This window comes from Mesorhizobium sp. M0772, from assembly GCF_040320135.1.
Taxonomy (GTDB): Bacteria; Pseudomonadota; Alphaproteobacteria; order Rhizobiales; family Rhizobiaceae; genus Mesorhizobium.
The window spans coordinates 69314-95582 of the sequence record NZ_JAMYPB010000003.1 but is presented as its reverse complement, the minus strand read 5'-3'; the positions used below and the strand labels follow the sequence as shown (position 1 = coordinate 95582).

Genomic DNA, 26269 nt, shown 5'->3' with positions numbered 1-26269 from the left:
ATCGAAGATCCCAAAGGTTGCCGCTCATCCATGCTGGATTTCAGTTCGCTATTGCTGGCGGCTGCGCTGTCGGGCACATGCCTGAGCGTCACCATGTTTGTGATCTGGTTCACGGCGCCGCGTGCACGCTTCGTGCTGACGGTTGCGTGCGGCATTCTCGTCCTTGTCGCCCACGTCATCGTCTTCTGGCGCTACACGAGGGAGCCCAGTCCGTTGCTTTGTCAGGCAGCGTTGGCGCTGCTCAGCCTCGGTTTCCTGGCGCTTTCACTTTCGGCCATGCAATATCTTGGTGTGCGCAATTACAGCCGCGCTGTCCTGCCGGCCATGCTCGCGATCGCTGTCTGCGCCGGCGTGACCTATCTCGGTTTCGATGGTGTCGGCTTCATCCTCACCTATACGACGGTAACAGTGCTGCTCGCCTCGATCGGGGTGATGTTCTGGATCAAGGGCGGTCAGGATCGCGGCATTCTGCTGGTCGTTTCGGCGCTAAGCGGCGTCTGCGGCGTATCCTTCGGGCTCTGCGGCGCCGTGCTTCTGGTCAAGGGCCAGTGGGTGCTCGGCGTCGCACCCGACAATTGGGCCGAGCGGTTGAATTCGGTCGTGGCGGTCGCCTGCATGACGGCTCTCGGCGCGCTGACGCTGTCGCTGCATCATCTGCAGGCACAGATCGAACTGAAGGCCGAGACCCTGACCGACCCGTTGACCGGTCTGATGAACCGGCGGGCTTTAAACTCGCTCTATCGCGAGCGCGTCTTCGGCCCGTTCATGTCGGTCGCCATGTTCGACCTCGACCACTTCAAGCGAACCAACGATGTCTATGGCCATCCCGTCGGCGATCGGGTGCTCTGCCGTTTCGCCGCAGTCATCAAGAAGTATGACAGGGTTGGCGTCGACGCCTTCCGGCTGGGCGGCGAGGAGTTCGCGTTGGTCATGTCTCGGATGACCGAAGACAAGGCCTACGATCTCGCCAGCAGGATCGGCGTCGCCTTCGGCACGGAAGTGGTGCCGACGCCGCGCGGGCCGTTGCGCAGCAGCGTCAGCGGCGGCATTGGCTTTGGCAAGGAAGACGGCAGCAGCCTGGATGAAGTGCTGGCCGAGGCCGACCGGGCGCTCTACGCGGCCAAGAACGAGGGGCGAAATCGCGTGCTTGTCCTCAACGGCAAAGCCGACGGACCGGCCCTGCGCTCAGCCTGACAGGCCAGAGTGTTATTCGGCGGCGCCGAGATATTCCGACAGCGGCGGGCAGGAGCAGACGAGGTTGCGGTCGCCGGCGACATTGTCGATGCGCGAGACCGGCGGCCAGTATTTGGCCGCTGTATCGACATCGCCGGCGGGGTAGGCCGCTTCCAGCCGCGAATAGGGGTGGGTCCACTGGCCGGCAACGGTTTCGGCCGCCGTGTGCGGGGCATTGACCAGCGGGTTGTCCTCGATCGGCCATTCGCCCTTCGCCACTTTCGCTGCCTCGCCGGCGATGGCGATCATCGCCTCGCAGAACCGGTCGAGTTCGCGCTTGGGCTCGGACTCGGTGGGCTCGACCATCAGCGTGCCGGCGACAGGGAACGACATGGTCGGCGCGTGAAAACCGTAATCGATCAGCCGCTTGGCGATATCGTCGACGCTGATGCCGGCGCTCTCCTTGAGGACGCGCGTGTCGAGGATGCATTCATGCGCGATGCGATCGTGCCTGCCTTTGTAGAGAAGCGGGAAGTGCGGCGCGAGCCGCGTCGCCACATAATTGGCCGAGATGATCGCCGTCTCCGTCGCCTGCTTCAGGCCGGCGGCCCCCATCATGCGGATGTACATCCAGGTGATCGGCAGGATGGAAGCGCTGCCGAACGGGGCAGCGGACACGGCATGCGCCGAGCCCTCCGTGACATGACCCGGCAGATAGGGTTTCAGATGCGCCCTGACGCCGATCGGACCGACGCCCGGACCGCCGCCGCCATGCGGGATGCAGAAGGTCTTGTGCAGGTTCATGTGGCAGACATCGGCGCCGATGTCTGCGGGCCGCGCCAGGGCGACCAGCGCGTTAAGGTTGGCGCCGTCGAAATAGACCTGGCCGCCATGTTCGTGAATGAGAGCGCACAGGTGGCGCGCGCCTTCCTCGTAGACGCCGTGCGTCGAGGGATAGGTGAACATCAGAGCTGCGAGATTCTTAGAATGCTCGTTGGCCTTGGCTCGCATATCGTCCATGTCGATATTGCCGTCCTCCAGGCAACGCACGACGACGACGCTCATGCCGGCCATCGCCGCACTCGCCGGATTGGTGCCATGCGCGGACTGGGGGATCAGGCAGATGATGCGATGGCCTTCACCGCGCGCGCGATGATAGGCGCGGATGGCGAGCAGACCGGCATATTCGCCTTGGCTGCCGGCATTGGGCTGCAGGCTGACGGCGTCGAAGCCGGTGATCTCCGCCAGCCAGCCTTCCAGCTCGCCGACCATAGCGCGATACCCGGCCGAATGGCTGGCCGGCGCGAAGGGATGCAGGTTGGCGACAGCAGGCCAGCTGACCGGCATCATTTCGGCCGCCGCGTTGAGCTTCATGGTGCAGGAGCCCAACGGGATCATGGTGCGGTCGAGCGCCAAATCCTTGTCGGCTAGCCTGCGCAGCAGGCGCATCATGTCGGTCTCGGAGTGGTTTTCGCGGAAAACCGGCTGGGTCAGAAACTCCTTGCCGCGCGGCTTGCCGGGCATCGCGCCGGCCTCAGTAGCGCCGGACTTGGCGCCGAACAGGGCGGCGATAGCCTCGAGATCCGCCTCGGTCGAGGTTTCGTCGAAGGCGATGCTGATGCAGTCGGCATCGATGACGCGCAGCAGCCGGCCACCTTTTTCAGCGGCAGCGGCGATCGAAGCTGCCTTGCCCTTCACTTCGGCCGTCACCGTGTCGAAACGGCTTGAGCCGAGCACGGAAACACCAGCGGTTTTCAGGCCTGCTGCGAGGCCGTTGGCGAGCTCATGAATTCGGGCTGCGATCGCCTGCAAACCACTGGGCCCGTGCCAGATCGCGTATGCGGTCGCCATGTTGGCAAGCAGCGCCTGCGCGGTGCAGATGTTGGAGGTCGCCTTGTCGCGGCGGATATGCTGTTCGCGCGTCTGCAGGGCGAGGCGATAGCCGGGACGGCCCTTGCTGTCGATCGACTGGCCGACGAGGCGGCCGGGCATCAGCCGGGTCAGCTTGTCGGAGACGGCGCAATAGGCGGCGTGCGGGCCGCCAAAGCCCATCGGCACGCCAAAGCGCTGCATCGGGCCGACGGCGATGTCGGCGCCAAGCCTGGCCGGCGCTTCGGTCAGCGTGAGCGCAAGCGGATCGGCAATGAAGACGACCACGGCGCCGGTGGCGCGAGCCTTCTCGATCGCCGCCTTGTGGTCGCCATAGACGCCAAACGTGTCCGGCCAGGAGACCAGCAGGGCGGCGGTGTTGTCGTCGATGGTCTCGCCATCGATCTCGATGCCGAGCGGCTCGGCGCGGGTGCGCACGACGTCCAGCGTCTGCGGATGCGGCGTGCCGGCCAGCGCCACCTTGGTGCGCTTGTCGCGATGATGGCGCAGCGCGATGCCGACCGCTTCGGCCACCGCCGTCGCTTCGTCGAGCAGGGAAGCCGAAGCCACCGGCAGGCCGGTCAATTCGGTGACCAGGGTCTGGAAGTTGAACAGCATTTCCAAGCGGCCCTGGCTGATCTCGGCCTGGTAGGGCGTATAGGCGGTGTACCAGGCCGGGTTCTCGAACAGGTTGCGCTGGATGACCGGCGGCACGTGGACGCCGTGATAGCCGGCGCCGATGAAGCTCTTCAGCACCGTGTTTTTTGCCATGATCGCCGACAATTCGGCCAGCGCTTCGGCTTCGCTCGCCGGCGCGGGAAGGGTCAGCGGCAGATCGAGGCGGATCGACTGCGGCACGGCCTGGCTAATCAGCGTCTCGACGGAGGGAACGCCGATCACGGCAAGCATGGCTCTGACGTCGTTTACATCAGGACCGATGTGGCGGGCCGAGAAGGGGGTAAGTGCTGCGTTCATGGCAATAGGTCCTGATGTCAACCGATATGGGCTTTGTAGGCGGCCTCATCCATGAGGCCTGCGAGTTGGCCTTCGTCGGCGAGCTTCATCTTCCACAGCCAGCCGTCGCCGGTCGCAGCGGAGTTGACCAGCGACGGGTCCGAGGACAGCGCGCCGTTCGCGTCGGTGATCTCGCCATCAACCGGCGCATAGACATCGGAGGCCGCCTTGACGGATTCGACGACCACGGCGGTGTCGCCCTTGCTGAGCTTGGTGCCGATTTGAGGCAGTTCGACGAAGACGAGATCGCCAAGCTGTTCCTGCGCATAGTCGGTTATCCCGACGGTGGCGATGCCTCCCTCGACGCTCAGCCATTCGTGATCTTGTGTGAAATAGGTTTTTGCCATCGGAATTATCCTTTGCGGTAGCGATGAGGAGTGAAGGGCAAGGAACTGATATCGACCGGGATTTTCGTCCCGCGAACGTCGGCGAACAGTTTCGTGCCCGGCTTGGCCAAGGCCGTTGACACATAGCCCATGGCGACGGGATGGCCGGCCGACGGGCCGAAGCCGCCTGATGTCACGTAGCCGGCCGGATCGCCGTCGGCATCGAACAAAGCAGCGCCGGCGCGCACCGGCTGGCGGCCGTCCGGCTTCAGGCCGACGCGCTTTTGCGACGGCCCGCGCTCCAGGATGGACCGCAGCGCATCGGCGCCGATGAAGGACCCGCCGGCGCGGAGATCTTTGGGGATCGCCCACATCAGGCCGGCACTGGCCGGATCGATCTCCGGCGTGATGTCCTGGCCGTGCAGGCACAGGCCGGCCTCCAACCGCAGCGAGTCGCGGGCAGCAAGGCCGATCCACAACACACGCTCGTCCTCGAGCAGTTTCGTGACCAGAGCGCGCGCATCCGCCTCCGGCAGGCCGATCTCGAAGCCGTCCTCGCCGGTGTAGCCGGAGCGGCTCATGAACCAGTTTTGCTTCGGCTCGATGCCATGCATGAACAAGAGTGAGCCGGTCTCGATGCCGGCGCGGGACAAGGCAGCCCAGGCTTCCGGCCCCTGGATCGCCAGGAAGACGCGGTCGAGCGCATCGACTTTGACGTCGAAGTCCGCGGCCAGCGCACGCAAATGCTTCTCGTCCTCGACCGCATTCCCGGCGTTGGCGACCACCATGAAGCGCTCGGCGCCGAGCCGGGTGACGATCAGATCGTCGATGATCCCGGCGGCCTCGTTGAGGAAGAAAGTATATTTGGACTGTGAAATCTCAAGCGCGCCGGCATCGAGCGGACTGGCGCGGTTGAGCAGTGCCGCAGCGCCCGGTCCGCTGACAGCGAACAGCTTCATATGCGAAATGTCGAACAGGCCGGCATGTTCGCGGGTGTGAAGGTGCTCCTTCATCACGCCGGCCGGATAGGTCAGCGGCATCGACCAGCCCGCAAAGGCGCCAAAGCGTGCGCCGGCGGCGGTGTGCAGATCTTCGAGAGGAAGGTGTTTGGTGTCGTCGCCCGTCATGTCATCTCCAGAGTCGCACGCAATCGGCCGCTGCTGGCGACCAGTCCGTGCCCCTCTGTCTGAAGCCTGAGAGACTCGCGCAACCGGAACTCTGTCGGCGACGCTTACACCTTCGGCGCGGGGGCAAGCCCCGACTTTCCAGAGTGTCTTTCCCGTCTACGGTTCTTTTGCCTGAGAGATTTCGGGCGATTTCCCCTTCGGCGGCAGCTCGCGCTGCTCTCTCCCGCAAACAGGTAGGACTCAAAACTTGAGCCCTCGACGCGCCATCCATAGCTTGTCGGCGACACCTTGTCACCTGCCAGAGACCGTAAAGCGCGTCGTCTTTACAGTCTTCGCTAACCAAGCCGTTTGCCGGTTTTTCAAGACAATGCCGATATTCTGGGCTGATAGTTTGGCCGGCAATTGCGTTGGGCACGGCGGATGGGGATTGACAGATGGGCGAACGGATCGGGAGCGTGCCGGTGGCGGGGCTGGCCTCGAAGGACCGCATCACGGCGGAAGATGTCGTCATGCTGCGTCGCGAAGTGTTCGCCGACGGCGTGGTGACGCGCGGCGAGGCTGAAGCACTGTTCGCGCTCGATGCGACAGCGACGGACAAATGCCCGCAATGGCCTGAATTCTTCGTCGAGGCCGTTACCGACTACATCGTCCACCAGGAAAAGCCGGCAGGCTATATCTCTGAAGACAATGCCGCTAGGCTGATACAGACCATCTCGCGCGACGGAATGGTCGACAGTGTGACCCAACTGGAGCTGCTGGTGCATGTGCTGGAAAGGGCGAAATCATCGCCCGGCCGGCTCTCCGCCTATGCGCTCGAGCAGGTCGCCAACGCGGTGGTCGACGGCAAGGGACCACTGATGCTCGGCGGCGCGCTGGTTCCCGGGCTGGTCGCCAAGGCCGAGGTCGATCTGTTGCGCCGCATTCTCCATGCCTATGGCGGCGACGGTAACATCGCCATCACACGGGTTGAGGCCGAGGTGCTGTTCCAGATCAACGAGCAGACCGCAGCGGCCCACAACGACCCGTCCTGGAACGAGTTGTTCGTCAAGGCGCTCGCCAATTTCGTCATGTGTTCGGCCGGCTACGAAGCGCCGACGCGCGATGTGGCGCTGCGCCGTGACAGCTTCTTGGACCAGGCCGAGCCCGAGATCGGCGGCTTCTTCAGCCGCATGGTCTCGGGCGGACTGGCCGGCATCATGGAAGCCTATCGTTCGCCCGGCGATATCGAGGCCGAATGGGAGTCGAAGAACCGTGCCGCCGAGGCACTCGCGCGCCGCGCCGAGACGATCGACGCCAGCGAGGCGAAATGGCTGGCCGATCGCATCGGCACCGACCGCCCGCTGCGTGACAATGAACGCGCGCTGCTGACGCTGATCAAACTCGCCTCGCCCGAGATACATCCGGCGCTCAAGCCGCTGCTCGACAAGGTTGCTTAAGCCGCGCCGTTTTCTGCGACCGTTTTGCAGAGGACGATATTGGAGTGTCTTCAGGCCAATCGCCAAGTTCGGCCACGCGCTCGAAACCGGCTTCCTCAGGCAAGCTCGGTTCGGTCGGAGTCAGATCGTGCTCGGTCAGAATGCGAGGCCTATCAAATCCCGCCATACCAGTCATAGCCATTGTCTTCCCAATAGCCGCCGCGGCCGCCGCCGATATTGCCAAAACTGTCGACGAGCTCGATCTTGTAGAGATACTTCGGCATCTTGTAGCCGAGCTGTCGTTCGACGCGCACGCGCAGCGGCGCGCCGTTTTCGACCGGCAGCGGCTTGCCGTTGAGGCCGTAGGCGAGGATCGTCTGCGGGTGACGGGCATCGATCAGGTCGATGGTGCCATAATATTTGATTTCCCCGGAGAGGCTACGATCGATCGTGTCGAGGCAGTGGAACATGACATAGCTGGCCTGCGGCTTGACCACAGCCTGGTCGAGCACCAGCGACAGCGGGGTGCCGGTCCATTTGGCGATGCAGCTCCAGCCTTCGACACAGTCGTGGCGGGTGATCTGCGTGCGGCTCGGCATGTTCTCCAACTGCTCGCGGCTGAGCGACAGCGGCTTTTCGACCAGGCCCGTTACCTCCAGCCGCCAGTCGGCGAAATTGTTGGCGAGCAGGCCCTTGTAGGTGTCATCCTCGGGCGCGGTGACGCCGTTCGGCCGCTGCGGCTGGCGGATGTCGGCCTCGGTGAATTCCGGCGCCAGAGCATCGCGGCCGGCAAGCCAGCGTTGCGCGCGGTAGGTCAGGCCATTGGCGTTTTCGAGGAAACTGCGCAGGCCGTCACCCATGCCGAGCTGGCTGTCGAAGGCATCGCAGCCCGACAACATGATGCCGGAAACGCCGAGGCCGGCGCCCGTCAGGAACTTTCGGCGGCTGATCTGGAATTTGGCCATCTCACGCACTCCTCTCGGTGTGGCCATGCCTTGGCGGATCGGTGCGGTACCAGCCGGTGATGATCGAGCGCAGTTCGTTGATCGGGCCGGCGGCGAGGATCATCATCATATGGACGATGAAAAAGCCGACCAGCAGCACCATCACCGTGAAATGGATGGTGCGCGCCGTCTGCCTTCCGCCGAGCAGTTCGTTGAGCCAGGGCAGCACCGAGTTCATGCTCGGCGACATGGCAAGGCCGGTGATGATCATGAGTGGCAACAGCACGAACAGTACGCCGCCATAGGCCATTTTCTGCAGCGTGTTGTATTCGCGTGTGTGGTGGAACCTGAGCTTGGCGTGCTCGATGATGTCCTGCGGCAGCCGCTTGAGATCGTCAAGGCGCGGCGCCAGATCGCGGCGCAGATGGCCGTTGACCAGGCTGGCGACCAGCCAGACGACCAAGGTGGTTGTCAGTATCCAGGCGAAGAAGAAATGCACGACGCGGGCGGTGCCGAGATCGTAATAGGACGGGATTGTCGCCCAGGACGGGAAGGCACGCGACGTTTGCTGCCCGGCCGGGCCCGACCAGCCGAGCACGCCTGTGGTGTCGAAGCGATGTCCGAAGATTTCGGTATAGCCGCGCGGGCCGGTGGCGGTGTTTTCGGCGCCGATGGCAAAGACGGTGTTGTTGTACTCGAAGCCGGATTGCTTGCCGATGTAGAGCTGCGGCCGGGCATTGAAGATCTGCAGGCCGGACAAAAGCATGAAGAACAGCGAGATCGCCCACAGCCAGTGCGTCAGGCGGGTCCAGCGCGATTGCCGGTAGATCAGCGTCGCATCCTTCGTTGAGGCGGCATCGACGCCTGCGCCGGGCTGACTCATGGTAATGGTTTCCATCTTTTCCTCGCCTCCGGCTGCGCGATCCTGGGATGGCCGCGCTCGTCCTTGTCCTCCCAATACGTCGCTATCGAAAGCGATGTTTCATGCGGTCACGTTTTTATTACGGGCACGGATTTATCGCGGGCACGGATACTCAATTGCCGAGGCTCACCGCGAGATTGACGACGGCGGCGACGATGACGGCGTTGAAGAAGAACGACAGGATCGAATGGACAAGCACCACGCGGCGCATATGCGAGGTCGTGATCGCGGTGTCGGCGGTCTGCGCGGTCATGCCGATCACCGTCGCGAAATAGAGAAAGTCCCAACCGTCCGGCCGTTTGTTGCCGGGAAAATCGAGGCCGCCGACCGGTATCTTCTTCTTGGTTTCGGCATCGATCGCGTCGCCGTCCATCCAGTAGACATGCGCATAGTGGAGGGCGGCCATGGCATGGATGGTGAACCAGCCAAGCGGGATCGACAGCATGGCGAAGCCGAGTTCGATGGGGTCGCGATCCTTGTGATTGATCAAAAGGAACAGCAGGACAATGGCCATGGCGACGATGCCGAGCGTGATGGCAAAGATGCCCAGCACTGGGAGGTCCAGTTCGCGCGCGTTCTTGCTGAGATAGCGGCCGGACAGCAGCGGCATCTTGGCGATGACGAGCGCGATGAAGACGACGAAGAAGGAATCGGCGGCAATCGAGATCGAATAGGCAAGCCGCGTGGAGACGGGGAGCGATCCAATCAAAGGCAATACCGCGGCAAATACGACCAGACCGACGGCTAGCGACACAAAGAACTGCTTGTGCCGCTGCAAGGGGTTATTCGGCGATGTGTCGGCCATAGCCCGACCTCGGATGATGCTTCACGTCTGGTCGGGTGTGACGGATTTCAGAGCCCGCCGCAAGATACGGTCGAGCTCACCCAGGAAACGCGAGCGATCCTGTGGCGCAAAGCTGGCATTGTAGCCCTTGCTCTCGCCGGTTTCGCGCAGATGCTGCTTCAAATCGCGCATTGCAACCGCCATGCCGATGGTCTCCGGCGTGAACGGCCGGCCGGTTGGCCCAAGCACATGCGCGCCGAGCGCCACGGTGCGAGCGGCAAGCGGGATGTCGGCGGTGATCACGATGTCGTTGGGTTTTGCGTTCTCGACGATCCAATCGTCAGCGGCATCGGCGCTTTTAGAGACGACGACGTTGCGAATCATCGGATCGCGCGACGGACGCAGCCCGCCATTGGAGACGTAGGTGACGACCACGCCATGGCGCTCGGCGACCTTCTCGACCTCGGCTTTCACCGGGCAGGCGTCGGCGTCGACGTAGATGGCGGGTGCGGGCATTATCTCTCCAAAACGGACATGGGGCCGGCATGTTACCCGGCCCCATGCCAGAAATCTCGTACCGTCAGGCCGGCAGCGCGCCCGACTTCTTCGCCGTCCAGGTGGCTATGTAATCCATCAGGCCGGGATTGAGACAGTCATAGGGCTCGAGGCCCATCGACTTCAACTGGCCGCGGATGCCGTCCATGCGCTTGGGGTCGACACCGGATTCGATGATCGACGAAACGAAAGCGGTGAAGCCCGGCGGTGACCAGCCGTCTTCCTGGAAGCGCTCGGGATGGATGAAGGACAGACCCTTGAACGGATGGTCGCGCTCGACCGGTCCGTGCATATGGACACCGCAGCCGGTGCAGGCGTGACGCTGGATAAGTGCCGAGGGGTCGACCACTTTCAGCTTGTCGCCGTTTTCGGTGACTGTGACGTCGCCGGTGCCGGCGACCGCCACGACCGAGAACACCGCGCCGTCCGGTTTCCAGCATTTGGTGCAGCCGCAGGCGTGGTTGTGGGCGATCTGGCCCTTGACCGTCACCTTCACCGGCTTGCTGGTGCAGGCGCAGACCAGCGTGCCGCCGGCAAAGCTTGCGCTCTCCTTTGGCAAGCCATTGTCGATTTTGGGATGCAGTTTCTCAGGCATTGTCTTCCTCCCTTGTTGAACCTGTGCAACTTCGGTCGCTGGCCCTTCGGTCGGCGGCTTGTTCTTCCTCCGTTTGGTGTGCGATCGGACGCAAAACCGGGCGCCACTTTTGCTGATCGCATTTAGTAAACGACGACGCTCCTGATCGACTTGCCCTCATGCATGAGGTCGAAGCCCTTGTTGATGTCGTCAAGCTTCAGCAAATGGGTGATCATCGGGTCGATCTGGATCTTGCCGTCCATGTACCAGTCGACGATTTTTGGCACGTCAGTGCGGCCGCGCGCGCCGCCGAAGGCGGTGCCCATCCAGGTGCGGCCGGTGACCAGCTGGAACGGCCGGGTCGAAATCTCCTGGCCGGCGCCGGCAACGCCGATGACGACCGACTTGCCCCAGCCGCGATGCGAGGCTTCCAGTGCCTGGCGCATCACCTTGGTATTGCCGGTGCAGTCGAATGTGTAGTCGGCGCCGCCGATCTGGTCGGCGCCGCGCTTGGTCAGGTTGACGAGGTGAGGGACGATGTCGCCGTCGATCTCCTTCGGGTTGACGAAATGCGTCATGCCGAAGCGCTCGCCCCATGCCTTCTTGTCGTTGTTGAGGTCGACACCGATGATCATGTCAGCGCCGGCGAGCTTCAGGCCCTGGATGACGTTGAGGCCGATGCCACCGAGACCAAAGACGACAGCAGTCGCGCCTTGCTCGACCTTCGCGGTGTTGATGACCGCGCCGATGCCGGTGGTGACGCCGCAACCAATGTAGCAGATTTTGTCGAAGGGCGCGTCCGGGTTGACCTTGGCGACGGCGATCTCGGGCAAAACGGTGAAATTGGAGAAGGTCGAGCAGCCCATATAGTGGAAGATCTTGTCCTTGCCGATCGAGAAGCGCGAGGAGCCATCGGGCATCAAGCCTTGGCCCTGCGTGGCGCGGATGGCGGTGCACAAATTGGTCTTGCGCGACAGGCAGGATGGGCACTGCCGGCATTCCGGCGTGTAGAGCGGGATGACGTGGTCGCCCTTCTTGACCGAGGTGACGCCCTTGCCGACATCGACGACAACGCCAGCGCCTTCATGGCCGAGGATTGCCGGAAACAGGCCTTCGGGATCGGCGCCCGACAGGGTGAACTCGTCGGTGTGGCAGATGCCGGTCGCCTTGATCTCGACCAGCACCTCGCCTTCGCGCGGTCCGTCGAGGTCGACCTCCATGATTTCCAACGGCTTTCCGGCGGCGACAGCGACAGCGGCGCGGGTTTTCATTAGGCAATTCCTCCCAAGGCGATTGGTCTTCAGGCTTTCAGGGTTTTTATACTGTTTCAACCCGATTTGGCGACCAAATATGGCGCAAATCTTGGCCCAGTCGTCGGCGAGCCCAACCTTCGCCCCTCGGCACGGCCCTGGCGGGCAGGGAGTGTCTTGATGGTGCGCTGCCGGCGGTGCTTGAGCCCGGCTGCCGAAGCCCATAAGAAGGACGAAAGACCGAGGAAACGCCTTCGATGTTCACGAAAATCCTGATCGCCAATCGCGGCGAGATTGCTTGCCGCGTCATCAAGACGGCGCGCAGGATGGGGATTGCCACCGTAGCGGTCTATTCCGACGCCGATCGCGACGCCGTGCACGTCGAAATGGCCGACGAAGCCGTGCATATCGGGCCATCGCCTGCCGCGCAAAGCTATCTTCTGCCTGAAAAGATCATCGCTGCCTGCAAGGAGACGGGCGCGCAGGCCGTGCATCCCGGCTACGGTTTTCTGTCGGAGCGGGCCGCCTTCTGCGAAGCGCTTGAGGCTGAGGGCATTGTCTTCATCGGTCCGAAACCCAAGGCTATCAAGGCGATGGGCGACAAGATCGAATCGAAGAAGTTCGCCAAGGCCGCTGAGGTGTCGACGGTTCCCGGCTGGCTTGGTGTCATCGAAAATGCCGACCATGCCGAAAAGATCGCCGGCGAGATCGGTTATCCCGTGATGATCAAGGCCTCGGCCGGCGGCGGCGGTAAAGGCATGCGCATTGCCTGGAGCCAGTCGGAAGTGCGCGACGGCTTCGACCGGGCGCGCTCGGAGGCGAAAAGCTCGTTCGGCGACGACCGAGTCTTCATCGAAAAGTTCGTCGTCGATCCGCGTCATATCGAAATCCAGGTGCTGGCCGACGCGCATGGCACCGCCCTCTATCTCGGCGAGCGCGAATGCTCGATCCAGCGCCGGAACCAGAAGGTTGCGGAAGAGGCGCCGTCGCCATTCCTCGATGCCAGGACGCGCAAGGCCATGGGCGAGCAGGCCGTGGCGCTGGCCAAGGCGGTCGACTACCAGAGCGCCGGCACCGTCGAGTTCATCGTCGATGCTGAAAAGAACTTCTATTTCCTTGAAATGAATACACGATTGCAGGTCGAGCATCCGGTGACGGAGCTTGTTACCGGCATCGACCTGGTCGAGCAGATGATCCGTGTCGCCGCCGGCGAGAAGCTGGCGATCGAGCAGAGCGACGTCAAGCTGAACGGCTGGGCGGTGGAAAGCCGGCTCTATGCCGAGGATCCCTATCGCAATTTCCTGCCCTCGATCGGCCGGTTGACGCGCTACCGGCCGCCGGAGGAGGGCAAGTTCGGCGATGTCTTCATCCGCAACGACACCGGCGTCACCGAAGGCTCCGAGATTTCGATGTTCTATGATCCGATGGTGGCAAAACTCTGCACCTGGGCGCCCACGCGTATCGAGGCCATCGATGCCATGTCGGAAGCGCTGGACAGTTTCGTCGTCGACGGCATCGAGCACAACATCCCGTTCCTGGCGGCGCTGATGCAGCATCCGCGCTGGCGCGAGGGGCGGATATCGACGGGCTTCATCGCCGAGGAATATCCTGACGGCTTCGCGCCGATCGTGCCCAATGGCGCTGAAAAGGCAGTGCTGGCGGCGATCGCCACCGCGGTCGAGCTTCTGCGCCGCGATCGGCTTGACCGGCTGGGCGGGCGGCTGGCGCCGCATTCGGGCGCACTCAAGCGCGATTGGGTGGTGAAGCTCGGCGACGACTATCTCCAGGCTTCGATCATCGAGGGCATGATCTCCATTCCGATGGAAATCGATCTGTCGGTCGATGGCGGCAAAGCGCTGACCGTGGCGTCCGACTGGCGGCCGGGCGACCTCATCTGGCGCGGCACTGTCGGTGCCCGCAAGGTCACGGCGCAGATCAGGCCGCTGCCGAACGGCCTGCGCATCGCCTGGAAGGGCATGTCGGTGACGGCGCGCGCCATGCTGCCGCGAACGGCGGAGCTGGAAAGGCTGATGCCGGAGAAGGTGGCGCCGGACACGTCCAAGATGCTGCTTTGCCCGATGCCGGGCCTGGTCGTGTCGATCGCGGTTGCCGAGGGGCAGGAGGTCAAGGCCGGCGAGACGCTGGCCGTGGTCGAGGCGATGAAGATGGAAAACGTGCTGCGCGCCGACCGCGATCTTGTCGTGTCGAAGCTCAACGCCAAGCCGGGTGACAGCCTGGCTGTCGATGCGGTGATCATGGAGTTCGCCTAGAGATTGTTTGGAAATTCTACTCCGGCGGCCATCTGAAGGTGGTTTCTGCGCTTCCCGTGCTCACGGACCAATGGCCGCTGCGCTCCGGTTCTCGGAACCACCATCATATGACTCGCCAGAGCGAATTTCGAACAATCTCTGAGCCGTGCGGCTGGGTACGGAAGCCTGTGGTCGGTGGTCATTTGTGCTGGACTGGCATCGCCCGGTCCGGGACAATACATCTCCATCGACTCAAAGCCCTTCGAGCAATTTGAAACATCATGGCGGATGACAAACTTCCACGCGATCCCCTGAGGCGCGAAGCAGCGCTCGCTGCTGCGCGCCCGGAGGCGCCGGCGCGGCCGTTCATCCATCTGCGCGTGCATTCGGCGTATTCGCTGCTCGAGGGCGCCTTGCAGGTCGCCGCCGTTGTCGGTCATGCAGTCAAGGACGAGTGCCCGGCAATCGCAGTCACCGACACAAACAATCTGTTCGGCGCGCTGGAATTTGCCCAGAAGGCGGTGAAGGAAGGCATCCAGCCGATTATCGGTTGCCAGATCGATCTCGCCTTTTCCGGCGAGACCAGCGACGCGCAGCGCGACCGCCGCCGCCATGGTCCGGAGATGCACGCCGTGGTGCTGCTCGCCGCCACCGAGGCCGGCTACAGCAACCTCGTCAGGCTGGTCAGCCAGGTCTATCTGGAGACGCCGCCGGGCGAGCCCGTGCATCTGACGTCAGCAATGCTGGAAGGCCATAGCGATGGCCTGATCTGCCTCAGCGGCGGGCCGCGCGGCCCGATCGGCCGGGCGCTGAAGGAGGATCGCCGAGATCTTGCCGAGACGCGGCTTCTGGCACTCAAGGCGCTGTTCGGCGACCGGCTCTATGTCGAGCTGGACCGTGTTTCCGGTTATGACCGCGCTATCGAGAAATCATCGGTCGACCTTGCCTATATCCATGATCTGCCGCTGGTCGCCACGAATGAGGCGTTCTTCGCCGCCCGCGACGACTATGACGCGCATGATGCTCTGATCGCCATTGCCGAGGGTTCGGTGGTTGCCGCCGACAACCGTCGCCGGCTGACTTCGGACAATTTCCTGCGCAGCCAGGCGGATATGGCGCGGCTGTTCGCCGACCTGCCGGAAGCGGTCGACAACACCGTCGAGATCGCGCTGCGCTGTTCCTATTATCCCAAGACCCGCAATCCGATCCTGCCACGCTTTACCGGCGGCGATGTCGCCGACAATGAGGTGGCGCTGAAAGCGGAGGCCGATGAACTGCGCCGGCAGGCCCATGAAGGTCTCGACGCCCGGCTGGCGGCGCATGGACCCACCGCCGGCTACACGGTCGAACAATACCGCGAGCGGCTCGATTTCGAGCTCTCCATCATCGAGAAGATGAAATTTCCCGGTTACTTCCTGATCGTGGCCGACTTCATCAAATGGGCGAAGGCGCAAGGCATTCCGGTCGGGCCGGGCCGTGGTTCGGGCGCCGGATCGCTGGTCGCTTACTCCACCACCATCACCGATATCGATCCGCTGCGCTTCTCGCTGCTGTTCGAGCGCTTCCTCAATCCGGACCGCGTGTCGATGCCCGACTTCGACATCGACTTCTGCCAGGATCGGCGCGAAGAGGTCATCCGCTACGTCCAGCAGAAATATGGCCGCGACCAGGTGGGACAAATCATCACCTTCGGTACGCTGCAGGCGCGCGCGGTGCTGCGCGACGTCGGCCGCGTGCTGCAAATGCCTTACGGCCAAGTCGACAAGCTCTCCAAAATGGTGCCGCAGAACCCGGCCAATCCGGTCAAGCTGGCGGATGCCATCGCCAACGAGCCGCGCTTTGCCGAGGAGGCCGAGAAGGAGCCGATCGTGCAGACGCTGCTCGATATGGCGCAAAAGCTGGAAGGGCTCTACCGCCACGCTTCGACGCACGCCGCCGGCATCGTCATCGGCGACCGGCCCTTGTCGGAACTGGTGCCGATGTACCGCGATCCGCGCTCCGACATGCCGGTCACCCAGTTCAACATGAAATATGTCGAGCAGGCCGGGCTCGTAAAATTCGACTTCCTCGGCCTGAAGACGCTGACGGTGCTGGAGACGGCGGTGAAGCTGATCCGCCGGCGCGGCATCGAGATCGACCTGGCGACGATCCCGCTCGACGATCCTGAAACCTACGCCATGCTGTCGCGCGGCGAAGTGGTCGGTGTGTTCCAGGTGGAAAGTGCCGGCATGCGCAAGGCGCTGATCGGCATGCGGCCCGACTGCATTGAGGACATCATCGCGCTGGTGGCGCTCTACCGTCCCGGCCCGATGGAGAACATCCCGACCTACAACGCCAGAAAGCATGGCGAAGAGGAGATGGCATCGATCCATCCCAAGATCGACCATCTGGTGAAGGAGACGCAAGGCGTCATCGTCTACCAGGAACAGGTGATGCAGATCGCGCAGGAACTGTCGGGCTATTCGCTCGGCGAAGCCGATCTGCTGCGTCGCGCGATGGGCAAGAAGATCCGCGCCGAAATGGACAAGCAGCGCGAGCGTTTCGTCACCGGTGCGGTCGAACGCGGCGTCGGCAAGCCGCAGGCCGACTTCATCTTCGACCTTCTGGCCAAGTTCGCCGACTACGGCTTCAACAAATCGCACGCGGCCGCCTACGCCGTCGTGTCCTACCAGACCGCCTATCTCAAGGCGCATTACCCCGTCGAGTTCCTGGCGGCGTCGATGACGCTCGACATGGGCAATACCGACAAACTCGCCGATTTCCGCCAGGATGCGCTGCGTCTCGGCATCGAGGTGGTGGCGCCGTCGGTGATGACCAGCTTCCGCAATTTCGAGGTCGGCGAGAACCGCATTTACTATTCGCTGGCGGCCCTCAAGGGCGTCGGCGACGCTGCGGTCGAGCACATCGTCGCCATGCGCGGCGAAAAGCCGTTCAAGAATCTCGCCGATTTCTGTGAAAGGGTCGATCCCAAGATCGTCGGCAAGCGCGTCTTCGAAAGCCTGATCATGGCCGGCGCGCTCGACTGCTTCGGCCACGACCGCGCCCAGATGATGGCCGGCGTCGAACGGATGATGGGGCTGGCTTCGCTGGCGCAGCAGAATGCCATTTCGGGCCAGCACGACATTTTCGGCGCGTCGCTCGGCGCGCAGCAGCAGGCGCTCAATTTGCCGCAGACCGATCCGTGGCTTGCCGCCGACCGGCTGCACCGTGAATTCCAGGTCGTCGGCTTCTATCTTTCGGCGCATCCGCTCGACGAGTACAAGGCGGCCCTGCAGAAGATGCGCGTGCAGAACTGGGGCGAGTTCTCGGCTGCGGTCAAACGCGGTGCCGCCGCGGGCCGGCTCGCCGGCACCGTCACCACCAAGCAGGAGCGCAAGACCCGAACCGGCAACAAGATGGGCGTCATCGCCTTTTCCGACACATCTGGCCAATATGAAGCCGTGCTGTTTTCGGAAGGGTTGGCGCAGTATCGCGATCTGCTCGAGCCCGGACGTTCGGTGGTGATCACCGTTTCGGCCGAGGATAGGCCCGAAGGGGTCAATCTGCGCATCCAGACGGTGCAGTCGCTGGAGGATGAGGCCAGCCGTATCCAGAAGGCGCTGCGCATCTTCGTTCGAAATGACGGGCCTGCGTCGGCGATTCAATCGCAGCTTACCCAGCGTGGGGAAAGTCAGGTAAGCATTATCGTCATCAAAGAAGAGGCGCAGGGCGAGATCGAGATCGAATTGCCCAACCGCTACCGCATCTCGCCGCAGATCGCGTCGGCCATGCGCGCGGTGCCGGGTGTGGTCGAAGTCGAGCTCGTCTAGGCTGCGCTGATATACACGGCAATCCCATCGACGTCGGCCAGTGCATGACGGCATAAAGATGCTCTGGGCCTGACATTGCAGCCGATAGGGCCAGCGTGCGGGGCGTGGTTGACCTGACCTTCCTTTGAACCACATGCGTTGAGCAGAAACTTCACAGGAACGCACAATCATGCCCAGCCGCGAACGCGTCGAAGCCTTCCTCAAGGAGGTGGTCGAAGGCAGCCACGTCAAAGCGATCGCCGACTTCTACCATGACGATGCCACCATGCAGGAAAATCTCGGCGTCCCGCGGCGCGGCAAGGAAACACTGATGGCGCATGAGCAGGCAGCACTCGACCGGATCGAGAAGATGCACACCCATCCTGTCCAGACATTCCTGGTCGATGGCGACAATGTCGCCATCCGCTGGACCTTCGACCGTGTCGACAAGGCCGGCACCGTGCGCCGGCTGGAAGAGGTGGCCCTGCAGCGCTGGCGTGGTGACCGGATTGCGGAGGAGCGGTTCGTCTACGACACCGCCTCGGCCTGGCGCCTCCTCGGGCCGGACGGCAAGGTGGTGGAGGGCTGACGGTCACCGGGGCCACTAGATCATGATGAGATTTGGTTGAAATCTCATCATGATCTAACCCTTTGTTGGAGCATGATCTTTTCCAAAAACCGGCACCCACTTTTTGGGATCATGCTCTAGACGGCCCCGGCTGGGACAGTTACGCACTTGGTGATGAAAGCAGCCGAGAAGGACGGATTGCAGCAAAGCTCAGCGATGGCGCGGCTGCGTGACCGGCTGCGCAAGCTCTATCACGGACGCACGCCGGCGGCGTTCCGGTTTCAGCTGGTGGCGGTCATCATCGACCTCGCCATCATCGCCTTCTTCGTTGCCACGCCGGTGCTCCAGGACAAGCCGTCATTCCTGTGGCTCGACTATACCGTCGCCGCATTGGTCGCCGCCGACCTGATTGCCCGGCTGTTAGCCTCCAACGACATGCTGCGGCTGATGAAACAGCCGACATCCTGGGTCGATGTCTTCATCCTTCTGACGCTGCTGATGCCGACGGCGCTGGCAAATCTGGCGTTCCTGCGCATCCTGCGGCTGTGGTCGCTGTCGCGCAGCGGCTCGCTGTGGCGGCATTTCGAGATGCGCGGGCTAAGGCCATGGCGCGAGGCGAGCCAGGCGGTCATCAACCTTTTGACGTTTCTCTTCGTCATCACCGGTTTCGTCTACACCTTCTTCTTCCGCTCCGGCGCCGGCCTCGAAAACTATGTCGATGCGCTTTATTTCACCGTTGCCACGGTGACGACGACCGGTTTCGGCGACATCGTGCTGCCGGGAATTGCCGGCAAGCTGACCGCAATCGTCACCATGATCATCGGCATCTCGCTGTTCGTCAGACTGGCGACCGCGATTTTTCGACCCGCCAAGGTGTTCTTTCCCTGTCCGCAGTGCGGACTGCAACGGCATGAGCCGGACGCCGTGCACTGCAAGGCCTGCGGGCATCTCCTCAACATACCGGATGAGGGGAATTGACCGACCGCTACGAGGCCGCGACCTCGGCCGGCTTTGGCGCCTTGCGCTGCAGGTTGAGCAGGTTGCCCATCAGGATCAGCAGGGCGCCGCCGGCTGTAAAGATGTCGATCTGTTCGCTGTAGAGCAGCCAGCCGATCAGCGCCGACAGTGGCACGCGCAGGAAATCCATCGGTGAAACCACCGTAGCGTCGGCATAGGTGAGGGCACGCGCCATGCAGAAATGCGACGACATGCCGGTGAAGGCAATCAGCAGGATCCATGGCCAGAGTTCGAGCGGTGGGTTGCGCCATTCATAAAGCGCCGGGATCAGGCCGACCACCGACTGGATGATCAGCATCCAGAAGATGATGCGCACGACGCTGTCGGTGCGTGTCAGCGACTTGACCATGACCACCGAAATGCCGAAGCAGACAGCGGCGCCGAGCACGATCAGGTGCCCCGGATCGACGGCGCCAACGCCGGGCCGCACGATGATCACCACGCCGATCAGCCCCAGCGCGATCGCCGCCAGCTTGGGTCGGGAGAGCCTTTCGCCGAGGAAGGCCACCGCCAGCAGGGCCGTCCAGATCGGCGTCGTGAATTCGATCGAAATCAGCACGGCCAGCGGGATCAGTGTCAATGCGTAAAGCCATGCCGCCTGGCCGGTATAGTGGATGACATTGCGGGCGAGATGGGCGACGGGGCGCTGCGTGCGCATCGCCGCAAAGCCGCCGCTCACAATCACCAGCGGCAGCAGGATGAAAAAGCCGATCACCGAGCGCAGTTCCAGCACCTGGAACACGTTGAGCTCCGCGGTCGTGGCGCGGCCGGCGACCGACATCGCCAGGAACGAGGCGATCGACAGCGCCATCCAGAACGCGGCTTTGGGGATCGATGGGGAAGGTGCCATAGGCGCTATGTCGCAAGCCGGGACTTCTATCGCAACCGTTAGGCGACGCATTCGACTGGGCCAGACCCGTTGCAAAACAGCCATGCTGGAAGTGGAACCTGACGCAACGGCAGGCGTTGGTTCCCGGTATTGGCCAATTGCTGCACGCATCGTTTCTTCAACATCAACGGGGGAGAGATTCCGATGAAATCATTCGCGCGGTTTCTGCTAGCCGGCTGCCTGCTAACTGCAAGCGCCACGGCCGATGCCGACGAGGCGAATTTTCTCAGCTCCTTGCAAGGGAATTTCTCCGGCAATGGGACAGTCAAGGTCACCACCGACGCACCGACGGTGAATGTGTCCTGCACCTTCAATTCCGACGCGACCTCGAGTTCATTGTCGCTTGACGGCAATTGCCGTGGTCTTGTCGTGGTGACGCGCGCCATCAGCGCCAATCTGAAGGCCCGCGGGGCGAAGTATACTGGCGTCTATGTCGGGTCGCGCACCGGGCCGGCACAGCTCGCCGGCAGCCGCTCCGGCACCGCGATCAGTCTCGGCATTCGCTGGGCGGCGGAGGTCAATGGCGATCGCAAGGCGCGGTTGACGGTCGAGAAAACCAGCGGCGACGGAATGCGGTTGACCGTTACCGACGTCGATCCGAAAACCGGCAACAACGTGGTGACGAGCCGCATCGATCTCAAGCGTATCTAAGCCGTCTCACCCCTCGATCGGCTCCGGCGGGTTGGCGTTGCGGCCTTTGCCGAAGGTGTAGCCGGTTTCCACCGCCTTCTTGCCGAACTTGTCGCGCAGCGTATCGATGGCGCTTTCGGCCATGGCGCGCTTGCGCGAGCCGACGTCGACGAGATCGGGCGGATCGGCTTTCTCGTCATCCGATAGATCGCTGACACCGATGCCGAGCAGCCGGTACTTTGTCCCGTCCGCCTCCTTGCGCAAAAGCTCGAGCCCGGTCTGGAAAATACGGTCGGCCAGCCTTGTCGGGTCGCCGAGCTGGCGGTTGCGGGTGCGCAGCTTGAAATCCTGCGTCTTCAGCTTCAGCACCACGGTGCGCCCGGCAATGCCTGACTTCTTCAGCCGCGCCGAGACCCTTTCCGACAATCCCCTCAGCACTGGAACCAGTTCGCCCATTTCAGCTATGTCGGTGTCGAAAGTGGTTTCGGCCGACACACTTTTCGCATTCTGGTCGGGATCGACACGGCGGTCGTCCTGGCCGCGCGAGAGATGGTAGAGCCGGGTGCCTATCACGCCATAGCGGCGCATCAGATCGGCGCGCTCCATGCGCTGCAACTGGGCGATGCTGCGCATGCCGTCGCGTTCGAGCGTTACGGCAAAAGCCTTGCCGACGCCCCAGATCAACGTCACCGGCTGTTCGGCCAGGAAACCCAGCGCCTCGGCTTCGCCGATCACCGAAAAGCCGCGCGGCTTGCGGAAATCGGAGGCAACCTTGGCCAGGAACTTGCAGTAGGAAAGGCCGGCCGAAACGGTGATGCCGATTTCCTTTTCGACGGTCTGCGCAAAGCGCGCCAGCACCACCGCCGGCGGCATGCCGTGCAGGCGCTCGGTGCCGGCGAGGTCGAGAAACGCCTCGTCGATGGAGAGCGGTTCGACCAGCGGCGTCAGCGCCTGCATCAGCGCGCGGACCTCGCGGCCGACGCGGACGTATTTCTCCATATTGGGCGGGATGACAACCGCTTCCGGACAGGCTTCGAGCGCCTTGAACATCGGCATTGCCGAGCGCACCCCCTTGATGCGGGCGATGTAGCAGGCGGTGGAGACGACGCCGCGCTTGCCGCCGCCGATGATCAGCGGCTTGTCCTTCAGCGCCGGATTGTCGCGCTTTTCGATCGCCGCATAGAAGGCGTCGCAATCGATATGCGCCAGATGCAGCTGGTAGAGCTCGGGATGGCGGGTGAGTCGAGGGCTGCCGCAACGCTCACAGCGCCTGGTATCGCTGCGCTGAAGGGTCAGGCAGTCGCGGCAAAAACCGTGCTCGGGATTGTTGACAGGGGCCGCCATCGCTGCGAACATAAAGAGAACAGATGCAATGGTACGTCAGGACGGAAGCCGCCACAAGCGGTTAGCCGGGAGAGAACTCATGAGCACCACCATAGCGCCGCTGGCGCCTGACCTATGGGCGGATTTCGAGGATCTTTTCGGCAAGCAGGGCGCCTGTTACGGCTGCTGGTGCACGCATTTCCGGATGGCGCCGGCGGTCCGGCGGGCCAGCGACAAGCAGCGCAACAAGGATAATATCAAGGCGCGTATCGAGGCCGGGCCGCCGCCGGGGCTTTTGGCCTTCGAGGACGGCCAGGCGGTCGGCTGGATGCAGATCGGTCCACGCGCCGACGTGCCCGAATGGAACAATCGGGGCCGGGGCTCGGCGCCGGTCGATCCAACCGACGCCGTAGATCCCGGCGTCTGGGCCATCTCCTGCTTCTTCATCCGCGCCAGCGCGCGCGGCCGGGGCGTCAGCCACCGCCTGGTCGAGGGCGGCATCGCTTTTGCCCGCCAGAACAAGGCGCGGCTGGTCGAGGCGTGTCCGATCGACGTGTCGCGCGATTCGCGTTCGATCGGGCTGTTCGTCGGCTCGTCGCGTGTGTTCGAAAAGGCCGGCTTCGAGCGGCTCCTCGAACGCAAGGCCGGCCGGCCGCTGATGCGGCTGGTGTTGTAGTTAATTACCCGTCGGCGTTTGTTGATGTCCTGTGGAAGCTGTAGGTTGGTTTCATAGCAGACGAACGAAGCGTTCCTTTTTGGTCAAATGGAGAATTTTGTGAACCGTGTCTTGCCGCTTGCTTTCCTTCTCGCCCTCAGCGCTCCTGCCTTTGGCCAGGCTGTCGATGCCCAAGGTGCCAAGCAACTTTCCGATGAGCTCTCTCGCTATGTCGGCAAACAGGCGCTCAATGAAGGCATTTTGAAGATCTCAGCCGAGGAGGGTGCCTACAAGATCACCTTCGATGTGAAGGCGCTTGTGGCGAAGATGCCGAAGCAGGATCTGAAGCGGTTCGATTTCCCGCCCGTCACGCTGCGGATCAAACCGCGCAGCGACGGAGGCTGGGATGTCGCCTCGGATTTCTCTACGACTGGGTCCATCGAGGTAAATGGCCCAAATGGCCTGAACACCGGGCAAATCGTTGTCAAGGATGGCAAGTTCACGGGCGTCTATGACCCGGAACTGGCGGCATTTACCAGCGGCACCAGTTCGATTGCGGGCATGACGATGACGTCGCGCCAAGTCAGTCAATTGACCGATTTGAGCGTGGGGCTGGGCTCTTCCAAATTTGACGCCAGCAAGTCGGCCAACGGCGGCGTCGATCTTAATTTCACACAGGCGATGGCGGACTTCGTCGAAACGGTCAAAATCGATGACCGGTCAATCGCAGCGCTCCGGGCACCGGAGCTCGCTGTGAACGTGACCGCTAAGGCCATTCAGACCAAGCCGCTTCTGGATCTTTTGGCGTTCGCCGTCGCCCATGAGGACGAGGCCCGGCTGAAGGCCGATCAAGCAGAGTTCAAAACGCTTCTGCTCGGTGCGCTGCCGCTATGGGAACGGATCGATGGGACCTACGCATTCAAAAACCTTGCCATTGAAACATATGCCGGCAATTTCGGCGCGGCGCAGCTGAACACCGTTGTCGGCATGGACGGCATCACCAAGGACGGCAAGATCAGCTACGCATTCAAGGTTTCCGGCCTGACAATACCGCAGCAGATGCTGCCCAGTTGGACCGTTCCGTTGCTGCCGACGGATCTCGACCTGAATTTCGGCGGCGCCAACATCGATCTCGACAGTATGGCTCGGAAAACCATAGAAACCCTCGATTTCAGTAAGGATCCACCGCTTCCGGCAGATTTCGGCGATGAGATTTCCGCCGATTTCTTGGCCAAGACACCAAAGTTCGTGCTTGGACACAGCACGGTCAAGAATGGTGACATTGAGGTCGCCATGGAAGGCGAAATGACCTTCCCCGACAAGAAGCCCGATGCCAACGTGACGATCGACGTGACTGGCTACGACAAGATCGTGGCAAGCCTGCAGGAGGCGGCGAAGACGGACCCGCAGGCCTCGCAGGCTTTTACCGGCGCGCTGGCCATCAAGGGATTCGCCAAGACGCTGCCGGGCGGTCGTATCGAATGGGTGATCAACGCCAGGCACGACGGGTCGGTGACGGTCAACGGCGCCATGCTGAAGGGGCCTGATCCGGTCGTGGAAGACAACACCGATCAGGATGCGAGCCCTGGGACAGCAACGAAGCCCTGAGCGCTGGACTCAGAGGCGACTAACTCAGAGCCCGAGCGCGCTTGCGATCTTCGGCGCGGCCTCGTGCCAGTCCTCGACGGAGATGATGTCGTCCGGCACCGGCGGCAGGAAGGCGCGCAGCGAATTGTCGGCCATCAGGTGGAAGAGGTGGGCGTCGGCAACCGAGTTGCGTGCCGAGATGAGGTTGGCGGGCTGGTCGTCGACAAAGGCTACCGGCCGGCCTCTGCTACCACGCAATTTGGCCACCGCGGGTCCCTTGGCCATTTCGGTGGTCAATAGCGGATAGGGCAGACCGAGCGCATCGAGATGGGCGCGGCGGGCGGCGCGATGCCGGTGCGGCATGGCGGTCAAAAGGACGATCTCGACGCGGTCGCTGAGGCTGGCAAGCGCTTGTTCGGCACCGTCGCTAACGCTCTGCCAGTCGGCCTGCGTATCGAAGAAATCTCCGAGAAGTGCCGTCACCTCCGGCTGTTCGATCAGCCGGCCGCTCGCCGTTTCGGCAATGTTGCCGGTGAGACGGAAGGAGGCCAGGGTCAGGCCGAAGCCGCGCGATTTCAGGAAATGCGGAAACGGCCGGATGAATTCGAGCACGACATCGTCGACATCGAGGATCAGCAGAGGCCGGTCGTCGGCTGCAAGTTCGGCGATCTGGCGTGCCGTCTCGGGATCGTCGCTCATATCGAATGCTCATGGTCGTCGCCGCCAAGAGGCAGCGCGCGCAACGCCTTGCCGACTGAGGCAGGCGGGGTGCCGGTTTCCTCGGCAAAGCGCAGCAAGGTCGGCTCGTGGGCGAGGATGAACTGCAGCACGCCGGCAAGGAATCCCGGTTCGGCCGCGGCGCGGCGGATGGCGGACGCCTCGATGCCGGTGATGGCCAGGAAGCGCGGCAGGAGTTCGGGGTCGGCGGCGACGAAGCCCAGTGCCTTCACGGCAATGGTTTCCGCTTCCTCGCGCATTGACGCTGCGTTTGCCATCACTACTTTCTCGTTGCGGAAATGAGTCTCTTTTCCGCAGTAATCGCAAGCGTCGCCTGCGGCAAGCCACAGCCCCGATCCAATGTGGTTTTCGAGGTGGAATCCGAATGGCTTTTGCCGCTTCGGGTTTCCATTTCGTCAATCATATTGCCTTAAGAGTGGGCGAGGGTTTGGTGTGCTTCGACAAGGGCGCATAGCGGCAGGGCTTCGGGCAGAAGCCTGGCCGGGACGGGAAATCGATGCCTAAGAAGGTCATGATCGTCGAGGACAACGAGCTCAATATGAAGCTCTTTCGCGACCTCATCGAAGCCAGCGGTTATGAAACGGTGCGCACGCGCAACGGGCTCGAGGCGCTCGATCTGGCGCGCCAGCACAGGCCCGACCTGATCCTGATGGACATCCAGCTGCCCGAAGTGTCGGGGCTGGAAGTGACGAAATGGCTGAAGGAGGACGACGACCTCCATTCCATTCCGGTCATCGCCGTCACCGCCTTCGCCATGAAGGGCGACGAGGAACGCATTCGCCAGGGCGGTTGCGAGGCCTACATCTCCAAGCCGATCTCGGTGCCGCGTTTCATCGAGACCATCAAATCCTATCTCGGTGATGCCTGATGCC

Annotated in this window: 23 protein-coding genes and 1 riboswitch; of the genes, 10 read left to right on the top strand and 13 right to left on the bottom strand. The window is 62.8% G+C overall.

The window, feature by feature from the left end; translation table 11 throughout:
• Positions 1-30: 30 nt before the first annotated feature.
• Complete coding sequence (locus NKI06_RS03080; protein WP_352511665.1) at positions 31-1194, top strand: GGDEF domain-containing protein; 1164 nt, start codon at positions 31-33, stop codon at positions 1192-1194.
• A gap of 12 nt (positions 1195-1206) precedes the next feature.
• Here NKI06_RS03080 and gcvP read toward each other — a convergent pair whose 3' ends face one another.
• From gcvP to gcvT, 3 genes are read right to left on the bottom strand one after another with little or no spacing between them, the layout of a single operon-like run.
• Entirely contained in the window at positions 1207-4017 is a 2811-nt protein-coding gene (gene gcvP, locus NKI06_RS03075) for an aminomethyl-transferring glycine dehydrogenase (RefSeq protein ID WP_352983980.1), read from the bottom strand.
• Between the two features lie 17 nt (positions 4018-4034).
• Positions 4035-4403: a glycine cleavage system protein GcvH gene (gene gcvH, locus NKI06_RS03070; protein WP_023688297.1), complete on the bottom strand. Its 369-nt coding sequence runs from the start codon at positions 4401-4403 to the stop codon at positions 4035-4037.
• A gap of 5 nt (positions 4404-4408) precedes the next feature.
• A complete protein-coding gene (gene gcvT, locus NKI06_RS03065; protein WP_352983978.1) occupies positions 4409-5509 on the bottom strand; it encodes a glycine cleavage system aminomethyltransferase GcvT in 1101 nt (366 codons plus the stop codon).
• A gap of 149 nt (positions 5510-5658) precedes the next feature.
• A riboswitch (glycine riboswitch) is annotated at positions 5659-5745 on the bottom strand.
• A 198-nt stretch (positions 5746-5943) separates the two neighbouring features.
• Here gcvT and NKI06_RS03060 point away from each other — a divergent pair.
• Positions 5944-6945: a hypothetical protein gene (locus NKI06_RS03060; protein WP_352983976.1), complete on the top strand. Its 1002-nt coding sequence runs from the start codon at positions 5944-5946 to the stop codon at positions 6943-6945.
• Positions 6946-7097: 152 nt separating this feature from the next.
• Here the strand turns inward: NKI06_RS03060 and NKI06_RS03055 are convergent, their stop codons facing one another.
• The 6 genes from NKI06_RS03055 to NKI06_RS03030 all read right to left on the bottom strand — a co-directional run bounded on the left by NKI06_RS03055 (position 7098) and on the right by NKI06_RS03030 (position 11974).
• Entirely contained in the window at positions 7098-7889 is a 792-nt protein-coding gene (locus NKI06_RS03055; protein WP_352983974.1) for a molybdopterin-binding protein, read from the bottom strand.
• A gap of 1 nt (position 7890) precedes the next feature.
• A complete protein-coding gene (locus NKI06_RS03050) occupies positions 7891-8766 on the bottom strand; it encodes a cytochrome b/b6 domain-containing protein (RefSeq protein ID WP_352983971.1) in 876 nt (291 codons plus the stop codon).
• A 136-nt stretch (positions 8767-8902) separates the two neighbouring features.
• Entirely contained in the window at positions 8903-9595 is a 693-nt protein-coding gene (locus NKI06_RS03045) for a DUF1345 domain-containing protein (protein ID WP_352983968.1), read from the bottom strand.
• A gap of 21 nt (positions 9596-9616) precedes the next feature.
• Positions 9617-10090: a YaiI/YqxD family protein gene (locus NKI06_RS03040; RefSeq protein WP_023695438.1), complete on the bottom strand. Its 474-nt coding sequence runs from the start codon at positions 10088-10090 to the stop codon at positions 9617-9619.
• 64 nt (positions 10091-10154) lie between these two features.
• Positions 10155-10724: an S-(hydroxymethyl)glutathione synthase gene (gene gfa / locus NKI06_RS03035; RefSeq protein ID WP_023725716.1), complete on the bottom strand. Its 570-nt coding sequence runs from the start codon at positions 10722-10724 to the stop codon at positions 10155-10157.
• A gap of 122 nt (positions 10725-10846) precedes the next feature.
• Positions 10847-11974 (bottom strand): S-(hydroxymethyl)glutathione dehydrogenase/class III alcohol dehydrogenase, encoded by a 1128-nt coding sequence (locus tag NKI06_RS03030; RefSeq protein ID WP_352983964.1) that lies wholly within the window; start codon positions 11972-11974, stop codon positions 10847-10849.
• Positions 11975-12210: 236 nt separating this feature from the next.
• On the opposite strand from NKI06_RS03030, the gene NKI06_RS03025 reads away from it, so the two are divergent.
• The 4 genes from NKI06_RS03025 (at position 12211) to NKI06_RS03010 (ending at position 19536) form a co-directional block, all read left to right on the top strand.
• Positions 12211-14223 carry an acetyl-CoA carboxylase biotin carboxylase subunit gene (locus tag NKI06_RS03025; protein ID WP_352983962.1) on the top strand — a complete coding sequence of 671 codons (2013 nt, stop codon included), beginning with the start codon at positions 12211-12213 and terminating at the stop codon, positions 14221-14223.
• Positions 14224-14483: 260 nt separating this feature from the next.
• On the top strand, positions 14484-18011 hold the full coding sequence (dnaE, locus tag NKI06_RS03020; RefSeq protein WP_352983959.1) for a DNA polymerase III subunit alpha: 3528 nt from the start codon (positions 14484-14486) through the stop codon (positions 18009-18011).
• Positions 18012-18180: 169 nt separating this feature from the next.
• Entirely contained in the window at positions 18181-18579 is a 399-nt protein-coding gene (locus NKI06_RS03015) for a nuclear transport factor 2 family protein (protein ID WP_352983956.1), read from the top strand.
• 153 nt (positions 18580-18732) lie between these two features.
• On the top strand, positions 18733-19536 hold the full coding sequence (locus NKI06_RS03010; RefSeq protein ID WP_023667582.1) for a potassium channel family protein: 804 nt from the start codon (positions 18733-18735) through the stop codon (positions 19534-19536).
• 7 nt (positions 19537-19543) lie between these two features.
• Here the strand turns inward: NKI06_RS03010 and NKI06_RS03005 are convergent, their stop codons facing one another.
• On the bottom strand, positions 19544-20425 hold the full coding sequence (locus NKI06_RS03005) for a DMT family transporter (RefSeq protein ID WP_023729857.1): 882 nt from the start codon (positions 20423-20425) through the stop codon (positions 19544-19546).
• Positions 20426-20608: 183 nt separating this feature from the next.
• Between NKI06_RS03005 and NKI06_RS03000 the strand changes: the two genes are divergently transcribed.
• Complete coding sequence (locus tag NKI06_RS03000; RefSeq protein ID WP_352983954.1) at positions 20609-21115, top strand: hypothetical protein; 507 nt, start codon at positions 20609-20611, stop codon at positions 21113-21115.
• A 6-nt stretch (positions 21116-21121) separates the two neighbouring features.
• Here the strand turns inward: NKI06_RS03000 and NKI06_RS02995 are convergent, their stop codons facing one another.
• Entirely contained in the window at positions 21122-22450 is a 1329-nt protein-coding gene (locus NKI06_RS02995; protein WP_352983951.1) for a DNA polymerase IV, read from the bottom strand.
• Positions 22451-22517: 67 nt separating this feature from the next.
• Here NKI06_RS02995 and NKI06_RS02990 point away from each other — a divergent pair, with 67 nt between their 5' ends.
• Entirely contained in the window at positions 22518-23093 is a 576-nt protein-coding gene (locus NKI06_RS02990) for a GNAT family N-acetyltransferase (RefSeq protein WP_352983949.1), read from the top strand.
• A gap of 99 nt (positions 23094-23192) precedes the next feature.
• The gene (locus tag NKI06_RS02985) at positions 23193-24680 is read left to right on the top strand and encodes a hypothetical protein (RefSeq protein ID WP_352983947.1); all 1488 of its coding nucleotides are present in this window, start codon (positions 23193-23195) and stop codon (positions 24678-24680) included.
• A 24-nt stretch (positions 24681-24704) separates the two neighbouring features.
• On the opposite strand, the gene NKI06_RS02980 is transcribed toward NKI06_RS02985, so the two are convergent.
• Both NKI06_RS02980 and NKI06_RS02975 read right to left on the bottom strand, forming a co-directional pair.
• On the bottom strand, positions 24705-25358 hold the full coding sequence (locus NKI06_RS02980; RefSeq protein WP_352983945.1) for a hypothetical protein: 654 nt from the start codon (positions 25356-25358) through the stop codon (positions 24705-24707).
• Positions 25355-25654: a DUF3572 domain-containing protein gene (locus NKI06_RS02975; protein ID WP_023691161.1), complete on the bottom strand. Its 300-nt coding sequence runs from the start codon at positions 25652-25654 to the stop codon at positions 25355-25357. The genes NKI06_RS02980 and NKI06_RS02975 overlap by 4 nt, the downstream gene beginning before the upstream one ends.
• Before the next feature lie 239 nt (positions 25655-25893).
• On the opposite strand from NKI06_RS02975, the gene NKI06_RS02970 reads away from it, so the two are divergent.
• On the top strand, positions 25894-26265 hold the full coding sequence (locus NKI06_RS02970) for a response regulator (protein WP_023667574.1): 372 nt from the start codon (positions 25894-25896) through the stop codon (positions 26263-26265).
• Positions 26266-26269: the final 4 nt, after the last annotated feature.